The 18,807-nt window shown below is 33.0% G+C and carries 8 protein-coding genes; 4 read left to right on the plus strand and 4 right to left on the minus strand.

All coding sequences use genetic code 11. The annotated features are described in order from the left end of the window. Positions 1 to 453: 453 nt before the first annotated feature. Positions 454 to 2,190: a trypsin-like peptidase domain-containing protein gene (locus tag ACP6PL_RS14850; RefSeq protein ID WP_426546038.1), complete on the minus strand. Its 1,737-nt coding sequence runs from the start codon at positions 2,188 to 2,190 to the stop codon at positions 454 to 456. 390 nt (positions 2,191 to 2,580) lie between these two features. Here ACP6PL_RS14850 and ACP6PL_RS14855 point away from each other — a divergent pair, with 390 nt between their 5' ends. Further along, complete coding sequence (locus ACP6PL_RS14855; RefSeq protein WP_426546039.1) at positions 2,581 to 5,814, plus strand: EAL domain-containing protein; 3,234 nt, start codon at positions 2,581 to 2,583, stop codon at positions 5,812 to 5,814. 356 nt (positions 5,815 to 6,170) lie between these two features. Further along, positions 6,171 to 7,388: a CapA family protein gene (locus tag ACP6PL_RS14860; protein ID WP_426546046.1), complete on the plus strand. Its 1,218-nt coding sequence runs from the start codon at positions 6,171 to 6,173 to the stop codon at positions 7,386 to 7,388. A gap of 420 nt (positions 7,389 to 7,808) precedes the next feature. On the opposite strand, the gene ACP6PL_RS14865 is transcribed toward ACP6PL_RS14860, so the two are convergent. Together ACP6PL_RS14865 and ACP6PL_RS14870 are read right to left on the minus strand one after the other, a co-directional pair. Then, positions 7,809 to 9,716, minus strand: a complete 1,908-nt coding sequence (locus ACP6PL_RS14865; protein ID WP_426546040.1) for a hypothetical protein — start codon at positions 9,714 to 9,716, stop codon at positions 7,809 to 7,811. Between the two features lie 1,301 nt (positions 9,717 to 11,017). Further along, positions 11,018 to 12,061, minus strand: a complete 1,044-nt coding sequence (locus tag ACP6PL_RS14870; protein WP_426546041.1) for a Gfo/Idh/MocA family protein — start codon at positions 12,059 to 12,061, stop codon at positions 11,018 to 11,020. Between the two features lie 1,612 nt (positions 12,062 to 13,673). On the opposite strand from ACP6PL_RS14870, the gene ACP6PL_RS14875 reads away from it, so the two are divergent. Further along, a complete protein-coding gene (locus ACP6PL_RS14875) occupies positions 13,674 to 14,132 on the plus strand; it encodes a COP23 domain-containing protein (protein ID WP_426546042.1) in 459 nt (152 codons plus the stop codon). Between the two features lie 583 nt (positions 14,133 to 14,715). Here ACP6PL_RS14875 and ACP6PL_RS14880 read toward each other — a convergent pair. Continuing rightward, positions 14,716 to 17,397, minus strand: a complete 2,682-nt coding sequence (locus ACP6PL_RS14880) for an AAA-like domain-containing protein (protein WP_426546043.1) — start codon at positions 17,395 to 17,397, stop codon at positions 14,716 to 14,718. Between the two features lie 483 nt (positions 17,398 to 17,880). Between ACP6PL_RS14880 and ACP6PL_RS14885 the strand changes: the two genes are divergently transcribed. Further along, a complete protein-coding gene (locus ACP6PL_RS14885; protein ID WP_426546044.1) occupies positions 17,881 to 18,318 on the plus strand; it encodes a helix-turn-helix domain-containing protein in 438 nt (145 codons plus the stop codon). The last annotated feature ends 489 nt before the right edge of the window (positions 18,319 to 18,807 follow it).

An 18,807-nucleotide genomic window follows, 5' to 3' on the forward strand; every position in this document is an offset into this window, starting at 1 on the left:
CTAAAGTTGTACAAATCTAATTCCGATCGAGAGTTTTTAAGTAGAGCAACCTAATTAAATATCACTATGTAATTGTGACTATAATACAGTGTAATGAATCAATATCAAGGGTTTTTGTTGGCGTTCCATCTTGTCACCTTGTTACATACTTAGGTTAATTTACGTCTACCTACTTAGTAGACATTTTTTACCAATGGATAATTAATAATTAATCCCCAGAGATTTAAAGCCTCTCCTTTTAAGGAGAGAAAAGTGCTCGGAGATTTCCTTATATTCAATTTCCTCACGGTTTTAACCAGAGGTAATTATCCATTATTCATTATCAATTAATAAAAATGCCATCTACAAAAAAGTATAACTTAAATATTTTAATTTTACCACAATAAAATTTATCGGTAAAAATCAGGAATTATCTTATATTCTCTAAGTTCCCCAACTAGATTTTGACTGAAATTAAGGAACTTTCCAAATATTAATCTTCCGGTCCCAACCACCACTAACTATTGTTTGCCCATCTGGAGTAATTGCGACTGAACTAATATAACTATTGTGTCCGCTTAAACTTCCTTTTAATTTACCTGTACTTAATTCCCAAAATTTGATTGTTTTATCCCAACTACCACTAATTAAAGTTTTGCCATTAGGAGTAATAATTATTGACCAAACTCCATCTATATGTTCTTTTAAACTATGAATTAATTTACCTGTCTGTAAGTTCCAAATATTAATCATACCATCGCTACTACTACTAGCTAATATCTGACTATCAGGACTAAAAATTACAGATAAAGTTGAGAGAGAATTAGTATTAATAGTACGAACTAGCTGACCTGTTGGTAAATTCCACAATTTAATCTGATTATCTTTACTACCACTAGCTAAAAATTGCCCATCTGGACTAATTGCGATCGCATTGACTATCTCAGTATGTCCTTCTAAGGTTTGGAGTAACTCGCCACTACTCAAATTCCAAATTTTAATAGTTTCATCCCAACTGCCACTTGCTAAAATTTGACCGTTGGGAGCGATCGCTACTCCATCTACGACATCAGTATGTCCTGTAAGAGTTCGCACCAGGCTAATATCAGTAATATTTTTATTTTTGGGTAGTTTCCATATTTTGATAGTTTTATCATCACTACCACTGATAACGAATTGTTCATCCGGAGTTACTGCAACTGAGTTAACTGACTCTGGATGCGCTTTCCAGGTAGCTATAATTTCCCCATTCTTGATATCCCACACTGAAATCATACCGTTACTGCTACCCATAACTATGTAAGCATTTAGAGCAACTATAGAATTAACTATGCCACTAATTTCATCGGTAATTGCTTTGGCAAGAGTAAAGTTGAGAGCAGTTTCGGTTCTGTTTTCTTTGGTGGAAGTAGTTGTAGGAAGAGAATTTTTTGTTTCTGTTGGAGTTGGTGGGGTTTGAATAGTTTGAGGTAGTTGAGAAACTGTCGGCAATGAAACTTGTTGTCGCCAATTCCAAAAAGTATTAATTTCAATACCTCCTGAGACAATGACATCAGAGTTTTCTTGTAATTTAACAATACCGTTAATAGCTACTAAGCGACCTTCTTCATTTAGTACTGGTCCTCCGCTCATCCCTGCTCTGACTAAATTATCATATAGTAAACTATAACCAGCGACAGGTTGCTGACGACCTGTTACTACTCCTGCGGTACTGAGAAAAATTCGTTGCTGGATGTTGCTGCCAGAACGAGGCCATCCCCCTACAAATACGTTTTTTCCAGGAACTAACTGAGTTGAGTCTCCTGTTTCGGCAATTGGGTAGTTTTGAGAACTGCTAAATGGTACGATCGCCAAGTCTACATTTGGCACTTGTTTGATTAGGGTATAGTAAACTGGGTGCATTTTTCCATCAGGTGTGCGTACTTGATAGTCTCCTACTTTATTAACAACGTGCCAGTTGGTGAGTACATAATATGTGTCTCCTTTTTTTTCCACAATTACTCCTGAACCACCTCTGTTTTGTCCGTCAATTCTCACTGTAATTTCTCCAGCTATTTTGTTAATTTCTGATTCGGTTGAGCCAAGAGCAATGTTAGGTCTTATTAGTGAAATAGTGGTGGTAATACTAACAATAAAATTCCTGATATTTGTTGTATTTGGATTGACTAAATTACCAACAATAATTATGATAATGATTCTTTTAAAGTTCATTTTTTTCTGTTTTTTTTTGCAATATTTTTTAAATTTAGATATTTAATTCTAGACTTTTTTAATCGAAACAACATCAAAAAATATATACATAATTGGTATATATTTTCATTTTGTTAAGCCGAATAAAAATATTCCTATAAGTCCCATATTTATGGTAATTGGTACTACAAAAGCAATTATGATAAATAAAAGTTTACAGCCTTTACTATTTGCAGAAAAAATGTTATGTCCGATGCCAAAAACCATCATTTATTTTACATAACTCCGCATAATTCGCTCCCCAAAACTACTGATATAAGGATGTTTGCAATACTTTATTCCATACTTTCAATCAAAGATAGATTATAATAGCAAAGATAAACTCAGCTCATTTTATTAAGTTGCTTTTATATGGTAGAGCCAACACAGGAAAAACATCAAATTATACCAGAAACCAGCAAGGAATTACATTTGCTAATTGTGGAGGATGTGATGGAAGATGTAGAGCTCATACTACGCATCTTAAAATCTGATGGTATAAAGTTTACTTATGATATTGCAGAGAGTGACCTAGATTACCGACAATTACTAAAATATAATGTATACGATGCAATATTATCAGATTATCATGTAGTTGATTTTGACGTCTTTGAGGTACTCAGATTACTACAACAATCAGGACAAGAAATTCCTGTAATTTTAATTACAAGCGAATTACAAGAAAAGGAAGCTTTGGCAGCTTTAAAGGCTGGAATTAATGATTATCTCTTAAAAGATAGATTATTTACTTTATCAATTATTTTAGAGCGGGCGATCGCTGAATATAGATTAAAAAAAGAACAGCAACTAGCAATTAAAAAATTAGAACAACAAGCTCAACAAGAAGCAATTATTAATCGCATTGTTCAGGGAATGCGAAATACTTTATTACTTGATGAAGTATTACAAAAAACTATTGAGCAGTTACATGAGGTTTTGCAAGTTAGCCGTTGTTTAATAGTGAGACCAGACTGTCAAGATAACATTAAGCTTTGTCATTTCAGTAAAATAACAGTTGAATGTGATAATCAAGTATGTTTCTGTTACCAAGTTCATCAGTATTATTGTGAATCACTAGCTAGAGGAGAACAGGTAAAAATTAGTAAAGTAGATACAACTATACTCCCAGAAGTGAAAGATATTATTGACCAGTGTGAAGTAACATCAGTTTTAATTACACCGCTGTTGTATCAGGATACTTATTTAGGTGGGATTATTCTACATCAATGCGATCGAGAAAGACTATGGAGTGAGGATGAACTATCTTTATTGAAATCAATTGCCGATCATTGTGCTATTGCTATCCACCAAGCAGAATTATATGAACAAGCACAAACAGAAATCGCAGAACGCAAGCGAGTAGAACAGGAATTACGCCAAAGTCAGGAACGTTATGCACTTGCTATTGAAGCAGGTCATGTAGGAATCTGGGAGTGGGATTTACACACTAACGAAATTTACCTTGACCCTATATTGAAGGCAATGCTTGGGTTTGAAGATTGGGAAATTAGAAATCACATAGATGATTGGACTCAGCTAGTTCATGCAGAAGAACGAGAACAGATGATAGCAGTAAGAAATGCTCACTTGGCAGGATTAACACCGAAATATGAAATAGAACATAGGATACAACATAAAGATGGTAGTTACCGATGGTTTTTCTGTTGTGGAGTTGCTATTCGAGATAGTCAGGGAAAAGCATTTAGGATCATGGGAACAAATACAGATATTACAAAGTGTAAGCAAGCAGAAGAAACTGCTATTGCTAGTCAACAACAGCTTATAGCTATGATTACAATTATGCGTAATATTACTGAGCGTAAACAAGCAGAACAAGCGCTCCTAGAGAATGAGCGTAGATTTCGTGCTCTGATTGAAAATGCCAGCGATTTGATATTGATTATTGATACTCATGGAATCTCTAGTTATGTCAGTCCATCAGTAAGGAGAATTTTGGGATATATACCTAAAAAGGCTCTGAATCAGAACATCTTCGATCTAATTCACGTCGATGATTTGTTTAGCATGACTTACAGTCTCAACAAAGCAATTGAAAATCCTGGCATCAGTCAACCACCTATTGAGTACCGAATTAAGCATCGTGAGGGTTATTGGTGCTTCTTTGAAGGTGTTATAACTAACCTTTTACACGATCCAGCAGTGGGAGGTATTATTATGAACAGTCATGATATTACTCAGCGTAAACGAACTGAAGAACAATTGAAACATGATGCATTACACGATGTACTGACTCATCTTCCTAACCGTACTCTGTTTATGGATCGTTTGGAGCAAACAATTAAATATGCTGAACGTCGAAAAGACTTTTTGTTTGCAGTCCTATTTATAGATATTGACCGATTTAAAGTTGTTAATGATAGTCTTGGTCATCAGATTGGAGACGAACTGATAATTATGATTGCTAAACAACTAAAATTATTGTTGCGTAATGGAGATACAGTTGCTCGTCTTGGTGCAGATGAATTTGTAATTTTGCTAGAAAATATTTCAGCGGTTAGCGATGCTACCTCTATTGCTAATCGTATCCACCAAAAACTAACTTTACCAATTATTTTAGATGGTAATGAGGTATTTATTACTGCTAGTATTGGTATTGCCCTGAATTCGACAAGTATTAGGTCTAGTTCCACGAGTATTAGAGCTGCAGAACATATTTTGCGAGATGCAGAAATAGCTATGCACTCTGCCAAAGATTTAGGTAGAGGATCTTATCAAATTTTTTGTACTTCTATGCATACTCAGATTCTCAAGCGTTTAAAGTTAGAGAATAATTTACAACGCGCTCTCAAAAATATTAAGAATCAATCACTTACTCATAAATCTGAGTTTATGCTTAACTATCAACCAATTGTTTCCCTCAGAACAAATCAAATTATTGGTTTTGAAGCACTGGTACGTTGGCAACATCCAGAACTTGGTTTGATTTCTCCTGGTGAATTTATTCCTCTTGCGGAGGAAACAGGGTTAATTATACCTCTGGGTTTATGGGTGTTAAGAAAAGCTTGTTTCCAGTTACGTCAATGGCAAGATGAATGGCCAAATAATTATCCTTTGAAAATGAGTGTTAATCTTTCTGTAAAGCAGTTTGCTCAAGCAGATTTAATTGAGCAAATAGACAAAATTCTTTCAGAAACACAGCTTGATGGTAGTAATTTAAAACTGGAAATTACCGAAAGTGCTTTGATTGAAAATAATGAGTCTGTCACAGAAAAAATGTCTCAGTTAAGGGCAAGGAATATTGAATTATGTATTGATGATTTTGGCACAGGATATTCTTCTTTAAGTTATCTACACCGTTTTCCCATGAATACTTTAAAAATTGACCGTTCTTTTGTGAATAGAATAGGTATTGTTAATATGGTAAGTGAAGGGTCAATTGAGCCAACAGAAATTATCCGTTCAATTATTACTTTGTCTCATAATTTAGGCATAGATGTTGTTGCTGAGGGGGTAGAAACTTCAGAGCAAGTGCTTCAACTTCAAGCCTTAAGGTGTGAATATGGTCAGGGTTATTTATTTTCTAAACCTCTAGATATGGCAGCAGCAACAGGTTTAGTTGCTAGCATAAATAATAATTCTAATTAGAAATAGGGAGTAGGGAGTAGGGAGTCATATAAAATCCGGTTGAATACTTATTATATGGTTGGCGGGATGGGGGGATGGGGAAATGGGGAGATGGAGACCAACCCCTAACCACTCTCCGGTGGGGAATTTAGCGAGATATCTATTAAAGTAATTGAAAAAATTATCAACACATATCCTATGACCAGATTCTATGTGCAATTAACCGGATTTGATATCAAATTTTTTTGATAAATAATGTCTTTTTTGATAAAATTAAAACTATTAAATAAGAGAATGTTTATAAAATAAGTATTAATAAACCTGTTGAACAACTAATATATATAGTGAAAAATAATAGTATTTTACCCCTATTCCCTATTCCCTACTCCCTATTCCCTGTCTTCAAATTCATTTTTTTTAGTGCAATAATATTTATTTATGGTTGCAATATATCCGCTGAAACTAAAGCAGAAAAACCAGCAGAAATTTTGCCTGTAGAATCAATTAAATTGCCTCTACCAACTCCTTATTTTACGGAGGCAAAATTAATTGCAGTTGGAGATATTATGATGCACGGTATGCAAATTAAATCGGGTTATAATTCTCAAACTAAGCGTTATTCTTATCAGAGTTTTTTCACGGAAGTAAAGAATATTTTTTCTACTGGTGATTGGGTAATTGGTAATCTAGAAACAACTTTAGCCGGACCTGAATCTGGATATACAGGATATCCTTTATTTAATGCTCCAGCAACATTAGCTGATGCTATTAAATGGGCAGGTTTTAATATTTTAACTACTGCTAATAATCATTCTTTGGATAGAAGAGAAAAAGGTGTCTTGAAAACTTTAGAAAATCTCCGTGATCGCGACATTTATCCAGTGGGTACGGCAGCTTCTTTAGAGGAATATCAAGAAATTTTAATGGTGGAAAAAAATGAAATTTTGATGGCTTTTTTAGCTTACACTTACGGCACTAATGGTATTCCTATTCCTCAAGGGAAAGATTATTTGGTAAATTTAATTGATGAACAAAAAATTCTTCAAGATATTAGTAAAGCAAGACAACAAGGGGCAGATATTGTGACAGTTTCTCTACATTTTGGTGCAGAATATCAGCGCCTACCTAATGCTAAACAAAAACAGTTGGTGAAAAATTTGGTTAATGGGGGAGCAGATATTATTTTGGGTAGTCATCCTCATGTAGTTCAACCTTATAAAATATTTAAAATTGCTGAAGAAAATGGGAAGACTCGTCAGGCAGTTGTGATTTATTCTATGGGTAATTTTATTTCTAATCAAACGAGAAAATATACTGATTTGGGAGTAATTTTTCAAGTAAATATTCAGAAAAGTTTTCCAGAAGAAACGATTAACATTTCTGCCGTGGAAGCTTTACCGACATGGGTACATCGTTATCGGAAAAATGGGAAATTAAAATTTCGTGTTTTGTCTTTAGAGCAGGTTGTTAATGCTAAAAACGATTCTTTACTCAAGTCTAGAGATTATTTGTTATTGGAGAAATATTTAACTCAAATGAATAGTCATATTAATTCATTTAATAAATTAGAAGGAGAGAAAGTTTCAAATAAGTAATATTGTCTTCCCCATGGAGAGAAATTTTGACTTCGCGGTCTGACTTTAATATAGTAATCCTATTTTATTCATGTCAAAAATATTGTCACCTTTTGGTAATCAGGGAATAGGTAATAGCGAATGGGCAATAGTTTCAGAGTTTATTTCTAGTTTTTGAATTGTTACAACCTATTTAGGATTGCTATAGTAGTATCTGCCACTTCCACTATGAGTAATATGTCCGCAGGTTTAGGATGTCCAGATTCGTAAAAATCTGCTTTCGGTGTTAACAAAGTTATATCTGCCAGCTAAATCTAATCTATAGCTTTTGTCTTATAATTCTCTATTAATTAGAACTTTTTTTTTGCTTATAAATCAATTCTTTTTTTTTGTATAATTTTTCAAAATTGTCTCTAACTATCTCCCTATCTTCCCATCTCTCTATTTAGTATTAGTTTCATCTTCAGCTTTTAGCTCGATTATTGTTGTAGGTATAATTTTAGGAATAGGTGTGTCAAAGGATTTTAAATTAGGTTTAACGTAACTATTTTTAACTTCTTCAAGCAAATCAATAATTAAAATTTCTATTTCATCAAAAGTTTGTTTTTCCTGTAATTCTGATACTAACTTACTATTAAAATGTTCTACTAATTTTTTTCTAAGTTTGATACTAACTGGATCTGGTGGTGTATCATTTTGATAGGCTTTTCGCGGACCTGAAGCAATTGTACTAGATATTTGTGTTACTAAATTATTAACAATTTTATCGGGTAGGCGACGTACAAAAGGTATTTTTTGTAAGCGCCTATATATAGATAATTGCTGTATAGATTTTTCGACTTGATAATGCAAAAAATCTTCAAGGTCTCCATGAATTTCTGGGAGAACTTGACAAGCAGTTACTTGGAATAGACGGTTAATAATTTCCTGAATTTTGCCGGAATCATTTTTCTCTACATAAACTTTCTCTGACTTACTTTTTGATTCAAAAATAGCTTTTTTTAGAAAACCTTTACTAATATTATTTTGCAGCTTTTCAATACCTCCACTAACCACAACTTGAGTTATTTCTTTAGCAAAACTACGAATTAACTTGAACCGAATACGAGTATATAATTGTTCCATGTCTGGTAATTTAACTTTTTGTAAACGAATAAAAGCAGTAATTATTCGCAGTTGTGGTAGCCAAGGTTGGAGTAAAAATACATCATACCAACGTTGTTTAATGGCATCCGAAAAACTTATATTAGGACGATGACTAATTACTAAAACACGCCCAATAAACTCTATCCAAAATATAATCATCCAAGGCAAGTCTACTAGCCAAAATCTATCTACAAATTTCCCATTTTTATCTAAATTACGAAAGTAAAAGGAGTGCATCAAAAACTGAATATTTTTATCAAAAAAATCTAACTCTGGTTCCCATTGATATGTTTCTAGATGTTGGTGGCTCCAGAATATATTAAATGCTCCTTTTGATGATTTATCTGCTAACAAAATATCTGGTGCTAAATATTGGAGCAAGTTTAAAGATTCTAAAAATTGCAGAGTGGGAGTTAAACTGACATTACTATCTGGAATCTGACTATAAATATGTTGCTTAATCTGGTATTTGATTTGAGTTAAAACTATAGTTTGATTAATTATCTGGAAATAATAATCTCTATCAATTAATTCGGTACTACTATCGCGCAATTGTTTGAGTAAAGGTTCTATTTCTGTTGCTTCTATACCTTTTTTTTCTAGCATTATCCTCAGTTCATTAACCGTGATTAGATAATCTTGTGAATCTCGGAATGGCTCTATTCCCTTAATTAAATCATACCAGATTTGAGGTTCATACAATAATATTAAAGGGCGGATTTGTTCATTGAAAAAATCTAACTGACTTTGCCAACCCTGTGCTTTTAAATAATCTTTCTGCCAGAATATTTGTACTGCTTGTGAAAAATTTTCTCTGCCAATGCCAAGATTAGTAGTAAATCTTTGCTTAATTTTTGCTAAAGCACCATAGTCATCTATGACTCGAAATGGAGGATGATTAATAAATATTTGTACACTACTCAGGCGCAAATCTTCTAATAAATTTTCTATGTTTGATGACTGTAAACCATTTTCTACTAATTCTTCTTGTAGCTTATCTACTTTTTGCAGATATTTTTCTTGGGGAGTGTCAGCAAGTTTTTGTAAGTGTAAATCTGCCTTCAGATACCAATTACGAAATTGTATATAGGTAACATCGAATATTACTACAATTACGTTTACAAGAATTAGTAATGCCATAATTCGTTCACTGAAGAATAAGAAACGTGAACGGCTAGACTTAGGAGATTTTTGGGATAACATAGTTATATAGTTTTAACTGCAAAATTTCCCACTGCTCAACTCCTAATTTAGATTATCAAGAAATAATTCAGAAGACAGCTAGGGGATATGTATCTGACTCCTTATTGAAAGGGGAACTTGATTTAAAGGTTGTCTTAGGATTTATAACTAAGGAATAAATAAATAGTAGAAAGTATAGAAATACTAAGCAACTAATAATCAAATCTTAGACTAAATTATATAAGTAAAAAAATTTGTTCTAGTCAACTTACCTCAACCAATATTATAGAGGTCTTAATATTATAGGATTTATCTATACAAAACTTGGTTTGTATGATAAATTATTGGTTTTAACTAGCTATCAGCTTTTCCCTTCCGGAATGCTCCGTAAACAGCATTTAGCTGGAGCGCTAAAAATTCAAGGGTAACAGTCCCCTACTATAGAGAGAAAAAATTAGTGGTGCGCCTTTTATGGGGGTTTCAATTACCCATTATACACTTTGAGAAGCTGATTGCTGAATCCTACTTCAACAATAGATATCTAGGAAAAAAACCAGATTTAGATTTATGGGTTTCCGTAGGTAAGTTCTGTATTGGGGAAAAGGTACAAAAAAGAATTTTTAGGATGAATTTTACTTAATTCAGCTTATATAGATATCTGGTAAATTTACTATGGAATGGTTAAATAAAAGGCTTATTTATATTGTGGAAATTGGTATTATAATTAATATTCCGTGTTGCCTAACATCTAACACTTGTGTATATTACCAGTTTGATAAACCCTTATATTTCTAATCCTATCGCAGTAAACACTGGTATATTTACCGAAATATTCTGGTTTAAAGCCTCCCCTTTTAAGGGGATAATAAATCAAAATTTTCCTGTTCGTCAATCCTCTTCTTTTTAAGGAGAGGTAATTCTCAATTCTCAATTCTCAATTCTCAATTCTCAATTCTCAATTCTTGAAGGTATATTTACAAATTTGTTGGAACTCATAATTGCTAAAAGTATTGCTGTACTTATAAACTGGAATAAATAATCTTTACTCATAAAAGAAGTTACCAAATAACAATTATTAAATCCAACAAATACTATATCCTTAAGGGTGGAGTTAAAATTAGAAACATAAAATTAAACTATAGCAAAGTGTCTGCTAATTAGTATTATCTAATCTGCTTTTTATTGCTTCTATTGTCTGTTGCCTGAGTGTTTATGTCACGAGATTGGAAAACGTGCTTAGAACTAGGTTGATAAATTGCCGATTAAAAAATAATTACGAGGTTTTATCCGATACCTAGTTCTAGCAGCTAGTTAAAAATTAACTAGACCATTTGTAATGATTTAGCAGTAAATTCTAGTCCCATCCAAGTACCTCCATTATTACTAGAATAATTTGCTTTTTCAACTATATCTAGAACTAAACCAGCTTCCATTAATGGGAATGGTTCAGTATTTTTAGTCTTAATACAATCTAGTAAATTATCAATCACTCCATTAAACCAATTTGCATGACCAGGATCGTCAAAATATGTAGGTACAAAAATATGCTGAACTGGTTTATCTTTCACGCTCAAAAATATATCGTTATTCTCGATGCTAATTTCTCCTTCTGTGCCCTGAATTCTGTAATAAGCTTTTGGTATTGAACCTAAAGAACTTAAACTAATATTAATTAACTTGCCCTCCCAATCTAAACAAAAGACAGCTAAATCTTCTAGTTGACTCCCTGCTTGATTGAGATTTCTAGTATGAGCAGATATGCTTTGGGGAGAACCACCAAATAGAGTTTGAGCAACAGAAATTGCATCTAAACCATGGTCGATCATAATACCTCCACCAGAGAGTTCTTTGTTTTTTCTCCAGTCTGGTTGCCACTGGGGTACACCACTTTGAAAACCTGCACCAAATATATTAAAAGATGCAAATAAAGGTTGACCTATTTCACCCGAATTAATTAAGTAGGCAGCGTGAACTATTGCCGGAGCAAATTTGTAATTATGACATGGATATAAGATACGTTTTCGTTGATTTGCTATTTCTACTAATTCATAATATTCAGCTTTATTTAAAACTAATGGTTTCTCACATAAGACGTGCTTATCTGCTGCTAATGCTCGTTTAACATTTTCCATGTGAAAAGCATTCGGCAAGCAAATATCAATTATATCTATTTCATCAGAGTATTCTTCTAGTAAGTCATCAAATGTCTCATAAACTCGGATGTTTTGGTATTGTCGTAATGCTGCTGCACGTCTAGCTGTTACAGGATCTACTACTGCTGTGAGATGAATATCAGAACGATCTCTGTAGGCTGGAATATGACCTTTCTCGGCACTGAATCCAAAACCAACAATGGCTACTTTCACAATCTAAAATCCTCTTAGTATATAAGTTTTTAACATTTTTGTAACAAAAGTTATAACTTTTGTCAAGTATTTTTTTTTAAGTCCACTCCTAAGTATTTTTATGATTTTATTTATACATAATTTTTGCCCAATTTTACTTAAATAGTCTAGTAATTATAGCTTAAGTTAAGTGAGATTTTCTTTTGATTTTCAAATCAAAACTAAGAAATAAATATTAGTCTTTAAGATTTCTCAGATATATTTAACTGAAATTTAATTAAAGCAAGGATTAAGTATAACTGATTAAATGATTAGTTTATCTTATGCTTATTTAAATTTGATTACTATAAATATAGAGGGTTTAAGTTATTAACTAACTTTGAACAAAAATACTAATACCAATTCATAAAAATAACGCAAGACCTTGCTCAAGGCTTCAGTTATTAAGTAATAAGTAAGTAAGAGCAATGTTTTTAGTGATTAGTTTGTAAATAGCAAAGATATCTTATACCAATTACTATGCATTAATGCTATACTTCACTGAGACTTCAACACTCAAGTAATTAGCCAGATTCAAAGTCTGTTAGAGAACAAAAAAATTCCTTTTAACCAATCCTCTTCTTTTTAAGAAGAAGTAATTGTTAATTATTAATTATTGAACTCTCCCCCCACCTCCCACACTCCCCAAACTTCTCCACCTATCGGCTGTAGCAAAATTTTTTAGATTTGATATTATTCATTTCCCTACTCCCTAATCTCAATAAAATGTAGCAATACTTTTGAGATTTCGTATAAGAGATTATTGTCAAGTAAATCTAAAAAGGGAAATAGGAAATAGGAAATAGGAAACAGGGAACAAGGGAAGATAAGAAGACGAAGCTATTTACCACAATAAAAGAGGACGAAATTTGGGCGGAGATATAGTTATTTCTCTATCTGGGGTTTGGTCTCCAAACCCTTAGTTTTGCTATCAGTACTGGGATTTCGATCTTTGGTGATATTCAAGCTTGAATATTTAGTTTATAAGCACTCTCTAACTTAGAGTATTGATAATATTTGTACAAAATTATTCAATAGCTTTCCCAGACTATTCATAATTTTTTTCCCTGGCTAATGCTAAAATCATATAGCTTTTACATTTGATTGGAAAATTCAAGGAATCAAGCCAGATGAAAATTACAATTTCTAAGGATAATGGTGAAAGTTTTTCTGCTTACTTAAAAATATCAATATAGTAGTAATCTTAAACTTAAAATTTAAATACTTAATAGTTAACCGATGAGTAATAAATTTAATCTGGATGCTTATTTTTTTTTCTAGATAAGAGTATAGAATCAGTAACACTATTTGTAGTGCAAGAGTTTTTAGTATAAATTTGATGAGTTGACAAAACTATTCTAAGTTTCCCCTTAACCGAAGTTAAGGTAGATAATAAATTTCATTAGGGATATAAACAAGGCAACTAATTAATTAATCGGAAATGATAAATATACAAAAACCATTTACAATAAGAATTTCCAGGATTTCCCAAATATACTTACCCAAATTTTTGCTTAAATTCCATTACTGAGCGTCAAGAAGTATATATAAGTTTATAAAATATCAGTAGTGTTATATATGTAGATTATAGTCCATGAAAATTTTATCATTAACTTCTATTGTTACTGCCACAGTCATTAGTTTTTTAAATCTCTCTATCAGTAACCTTTCTGCTAAGGCTCAAACTCCTAATTTTTTCTGTGGTAGAATTGGCGCAACTCCAGCTACAATTGCTAATAAACAAGGGAAGAATATTCCGATTATTCTCTGGGGTGCTAATAATTATTTTGCCCAATCAGGAGAAGATGCTCTTACTAGATGTACCAGAGTATCTGGAATTTTATCTACTCAACAACGGAATAGATATAGGAATATTACAGTAAGTATCTCTAAAAACGGACAACCAATTATTTGTGCTGCTAATCCTCATAATGGTTCTTGTAGATTATTATATCAAGTTCCTCATGGTCAAAATCCTCAACAAGCCAAACAAGAATTATTGAGAAGAGTTGCTAATCCTCAATCAAATCTACCACCTATTACTATTCATTAAAGGAAGAAGGAAGAAGTAAGAAGTAAGAAGTAAGAAGTAAGAAAGAAGAAGGAAGAAGGAAAAAATCTTGAATATAAAAATAAGATATTTAGCTGTTTAAAATGAATTGAATAAGCTCTTTTAAAGCATTTATGATCGAGATAAACCTTTTTGTAGCATTCTTTTTGCAAACTGCTATAATGCTATACTTAATTAAGACTTGAGTTATTAAGTAATAAGTAAGATTCAGCAATTTTTTTAACGATTCTAGCCATAAAGTGAAGATATCTTCTTCCTAACAACCCTACTCCACTACTTTCAAGAAGATGTAGCAAGAATGCGTGATATTAGGTATGAGATATCTACCAGACAAACTCTACAAATTATCTAGACTGAATTGCCTAATTTGTGATTTATTTTTATTGCTGACTGCTGATAACGCAGTTCCTCTGCAAGAGGCTAGCAATAGCTGTTTGCGGAGCAATAGTTGATATAGCACTACCCATTATCGTTAGGAAACTTATAAATACTCAAACTCACTTAGTGATCATTTTTAACTTTTAACTTTTGACTTTTAACTTGCGCGTAGCGCTATAGCTGACTACTAATTTCTATATTCGCTTTCACAGAATTCTCCTACTCTCATAAAATAGTTTGGTCTTTCTATTAAAAATCTACAGCCTTTACTCAAAAGCTCCTCTAAATTTTCCACAGATCTTAACCAAATTTGACCATTACTATCAGCTACAGCAATTTTTTTTCCATCAGAACTAAAGGCTATATCAATCACATTTTCTGAAAATTCAAACTGGCTAATCTGTCGCCCTGATAAATTCCAAAGTCGCACAGTACTATCAATTCCAACCGTAGCTATTAACTCTCCATCAGGACTAAAATTAACTAGCTTAGTATCCAAATGTAAACTTTGAAAATTATTTACTAATCTACCTGTATAAATCTGCCACAGTTCAACTACTCCATTTGATGTTGCTGTTAATAATATCTGAGGTTTATTGATGCTGAAGTTCATACTAATAGCTTCTACATCTAGGGTTTTGAATTTATTTTCAGATATATCCCATAACCGAATAGTAGATTTGCCATCTAATGTTGCTAGAAAATTCTCATTAGGACTAAAACGAACACTTCTAATTAAACCATTATCATCCAAAATTTTATTAGAGGATATAGTTATGGGGGATGATGATAGGTTCCAAATTTGCACAGGAATATCTATGCCAGCAGTTGCTAAATACTTGCCATCTGCACTAAAGCTAATACTATTAACTTCGGTTTTAGATATTTCTAGTACATATAATTTTTCTCCTAAATTTTTCTCTAATAGACTCCATATTTTTACTGTACCGTTACTACCGGCAGTTGCTAAATATTTACCATCAGGATGAAAAATGAGACTATTAACTGATTTTTGTTCTGTTTGCCATTCTGTAATTTTTTTGCCTTCCAGATTCCAAATAATTACTTTTCCATCTACTCCTGCTGAAGCTAAAAATTCTTGATTCGGACTAAAGTTTACACTGGTAACTGCACCCTGATGACCTTGCAGAATAATTTTTCTTTTCTGAAGTACACTATCTTTAAATTGTTCTTGTTCGTCAAGTTTATCAAGAATCATTTGTAAAGCTAATATTGGCCGAGTAGCAGGATATTCTGCTAGAGAAGTATTGTTATTTACTAAAGATTTTAATCTTTGTCCGGCAGAGATAGCTTTGGGTAAAGCTTCTAACAATGCCTGATTTGTTGCCGACTTTTCGATAGCTAATAACAAAGCATCAGTACCAGTTTGTTCAATTTCACGACTAGATTGTGCTAGTTTAAATCTTTGATGAGCTAACATAGAAAAACCTATTGAGAAAATCAAAGATATACTGAAAATAGTGGAACCTATTTGAATCCAACGTTTAGCCTTTTTTTGTGCTTTGAGAACTTCTGCTTGAGCTTTTTTAGTTTCTATTTTTGTTAATTCTAAAACTTCTGTCTGAGTATCTAATACTAATTTTTGGCTAGTAGTCAAAAATTGGAAATCTTGATTCCTTAAACTTTTTCCGGCTGACCAAACTAAAGCTGATTGTAAATTTTTACCTTGCAATAAATAGCGATTGTCTTCACAATTAGAATTGAGCCATGCTTTGATTTTTTGCGAATAGGGAGGCAATTTTTCCAATTCATCAAGAATCATTTCTTGATGAAAAACTGCAGCATATATTGGATTAGCAACTATTAACTTACTATCTCGTTTAACTACTAATCCAGATAACCTAAGTTCCATTTGTTCGGGACTATGATCGGCGACTATTCCAGTCAAATTATTCTGTAAAATTTCCTGATATAATCCCAATCTTCTGACTATTCGTTCATCCTTTCTGAAGATGCGATCGCGAATAGTCTTTAAATGTTCTGGTACATCCTGTGTTTCCCAATTATGAATAATTTTTGACCTAACAATTCCTGCTACTCCCTCTGGAGGATTAACTATCAACTCTCCATTTTCAATTAATAGTTTACAGACCTTTTGAGTTAAAAATGGTTGCCCTCCAGTCCAAGTTAAAACCTCTTGTAAAAGTGCCTCTGGTTCCTCAGAAATTCTGACTAATCCATCCATCAATGGTAAAGCTTCATCTAATTGAAAACCAGTTAGTTCAATCGCCCTACCAATATTAAAAGGTGTACTACTTTTATCCTCACATAAATCTTGAGGTGTACTAACTCCTAACAAAGCAAAAGTTAAACGATTATATTCTTGATTATTAGCGCGTTTGTTGTAACAAGCGCGGATAAAACCTAAAAAATCATCCACAGGAAAATCTAAAGCCAGAATACTATCAATTTCATCAATAAAAATCACAATATTGTGATTAATTCGTGCCAGTAATACCGTTTCAATAAACTCACTTAATCTTTGCACAGGAGCTAGATAATCTCGTTCCCGCCACCAAGTACGAATATTCACATATTCTGATAGATCAAAATTATTTTCTAATATCCGCAGAATACCCGCATACCACTGTTCAGGAGTTACTCCCCTATTACCAATTTCTGAAATGTCGATCGCCACACAATAAATATCCTCTTTTTGTAATCTTTGAATTGTTCTAACTTGCAAACTAGATTTTCCCATTTGACGAGAATTAAGAACATAACAAAACTCACCCGCTTTCAGACCTTCATAGAAATCTTCATCAGCTCGTCGCTTAACATAATTAGGTGCATTTTTAGGAAGACAACCACCAACTTGATAATAAGATTTTTGAGTTGAAGTATTCATATTCAACAATTAATAATTAACAATTACCTCTTCTTTTTTCTCCCTGAAACGAGAGGCTTTAAACTTTAATTTTTCGCTAAAGAGGTATTTTTTAGATAGTCGAAAGGAGCGATCACTTTTTTCTGCTCGACTAAATTCATAGGTAAATTTATCTAGAAAAATTTGATTAGCACAATTATAGCTAACATTTGTAAAGATTCTGTAAAGATTTTATCAAGTGAATATAAATTAACCTGCACTCTAAATATTAAACTTGATGTATTTACACAGATGTGATAGGGTGTTATAGTATAAACATCTAAACCATAAAACCGTCAACAATATTACTGCAGATAAGAAATAATCTTAAGTTGTAGCGGTTGATTTGGACTTTACAGGGTCATCTACAGGTCGGAAAGCGATCGCTAGCGCTGGCGATACTTAGTCTTATGGCTTTCCAGAGTTGAACTATTCATATTCATACCCCTGATAAAGTAGAAAAAGATGCCTAAAAAAGCCTATCTCAAATCCCACTTAAGCGAAGCAGAAATTAAAAACCGCTATCTCCAAATTAGAGATAGAGTAGAATCTAGACGCTGGCACTTGTTGTGGTTAGTGTCTCAAAAGTGGACTATTAAAGAAGCGGCTCAAGCTTTGGGTCTTAACTATGATTATGCTAAGGATATCGTAAAAAGTTACAATCAAAAAGGGCCAGATGCAATTTTAAATCGACGGAAAACCCGAAAATTTTACCCTTCTCACGCTTTACTCACTCCAGAACAACAAGAACAATTACGGATAGCACTTAAAAGTCCACCTAAAGATCAAGCAAGCTGGACTGGGCCAAAAGTTGCAGAATGGATTGCAAGGACTATTGGACGCGATCGCGTTTCTCCCCAGCGTGGTTGGGAATATATGAAAAAATGTAGTTCAACTGTTTAAGAATTCAGAATTTAGAATTTAGAATTCAGAATTCAGGAGTCAGGAGTCAGGAGGAAAAGATTAGGAAATGTTTTTCCCACTGTTGCCTGTTGCCTGGCGGTTGAGTTATGACCAACAAATAAGGTCTTATATCAAATCCGGATAATTAATATACCCAAGTCATTGCGAGTGGAACGGAGTGGAAGGAAGCAATCTCATGGATGCACGGAGATTGCTTCCTATCGTCGCAATGATAACTGTTCAACCGGGTTTTATATTAAGTCTATCCCTTCAAGAGGATAAAAAAGGAAATTTTTGATTTCAAGCCTCCTACTTTAAGATAGGAGGTACTGATAACTGTTAAGTGATAACTGAAATGGCGCACCGTTAAGATAATGGTGCGTTATGTTCCGTGCTTTTCAGTCTAAGAAGTTGTTTGAGAAGTATTGTATAGCACCGATAAATCCTAAAACCTAACCCCCCTGCCCCCCTTCCCTACCAGGGAATGGG

The organism is Dapis purpurea BLCC-M126, from assembly GCF_050015975.1.
GTDB lineage: Bacteria > Cyanobacteriota > Cyanobacteriia > Cyanobacteriales > Microcoleaceae > Trichodesmium.

Coding starts and splice junctions, on each gene's coding strand:
- ACP6PL_RS14875 (WP_426546042.1), top strand. CDS start 13,674: ATGAAAATTTTATCATTAACTTCTATTGTTACTGCCACAGTCATTAGT.
- ACP6PL_RS14850 (WP_426546038.1), bottom strand. CDS start 2,190: ATGAACTTTAAAAGAATCATTATCATAATTATTGTTGGTAATTTAGTC.
- ACP6PL_RS14865 (WP_426546040.1), bottom strand. CDS start 9,716: ATGTTATCCCAAAAATCTCCTAAGTCTAGCCGTTCACGTTTCTTATTC.
- ACP6PL_RS14880 (WP_426546043.1), bottom strand. CDS start 17,397: ATGAATACTTCAACTCAAAAATCTTATTATCAAGTTGGTGGTTGTCTT.
- ACP6PL_RS14855 (WP_426546039.1), top strand. CDS start 2,581: ATGGTAGAGCCAACACAGGAAAAACATCAAATTATACCAGAAACCAGC.
- ACP6PL_RS14885 (WP_426546044.1), top strand. CDS start 17,881: ATGCCTAAAAAAGCCTATCTCAAATCCCACTTAAGCGAAGCAGAAATT.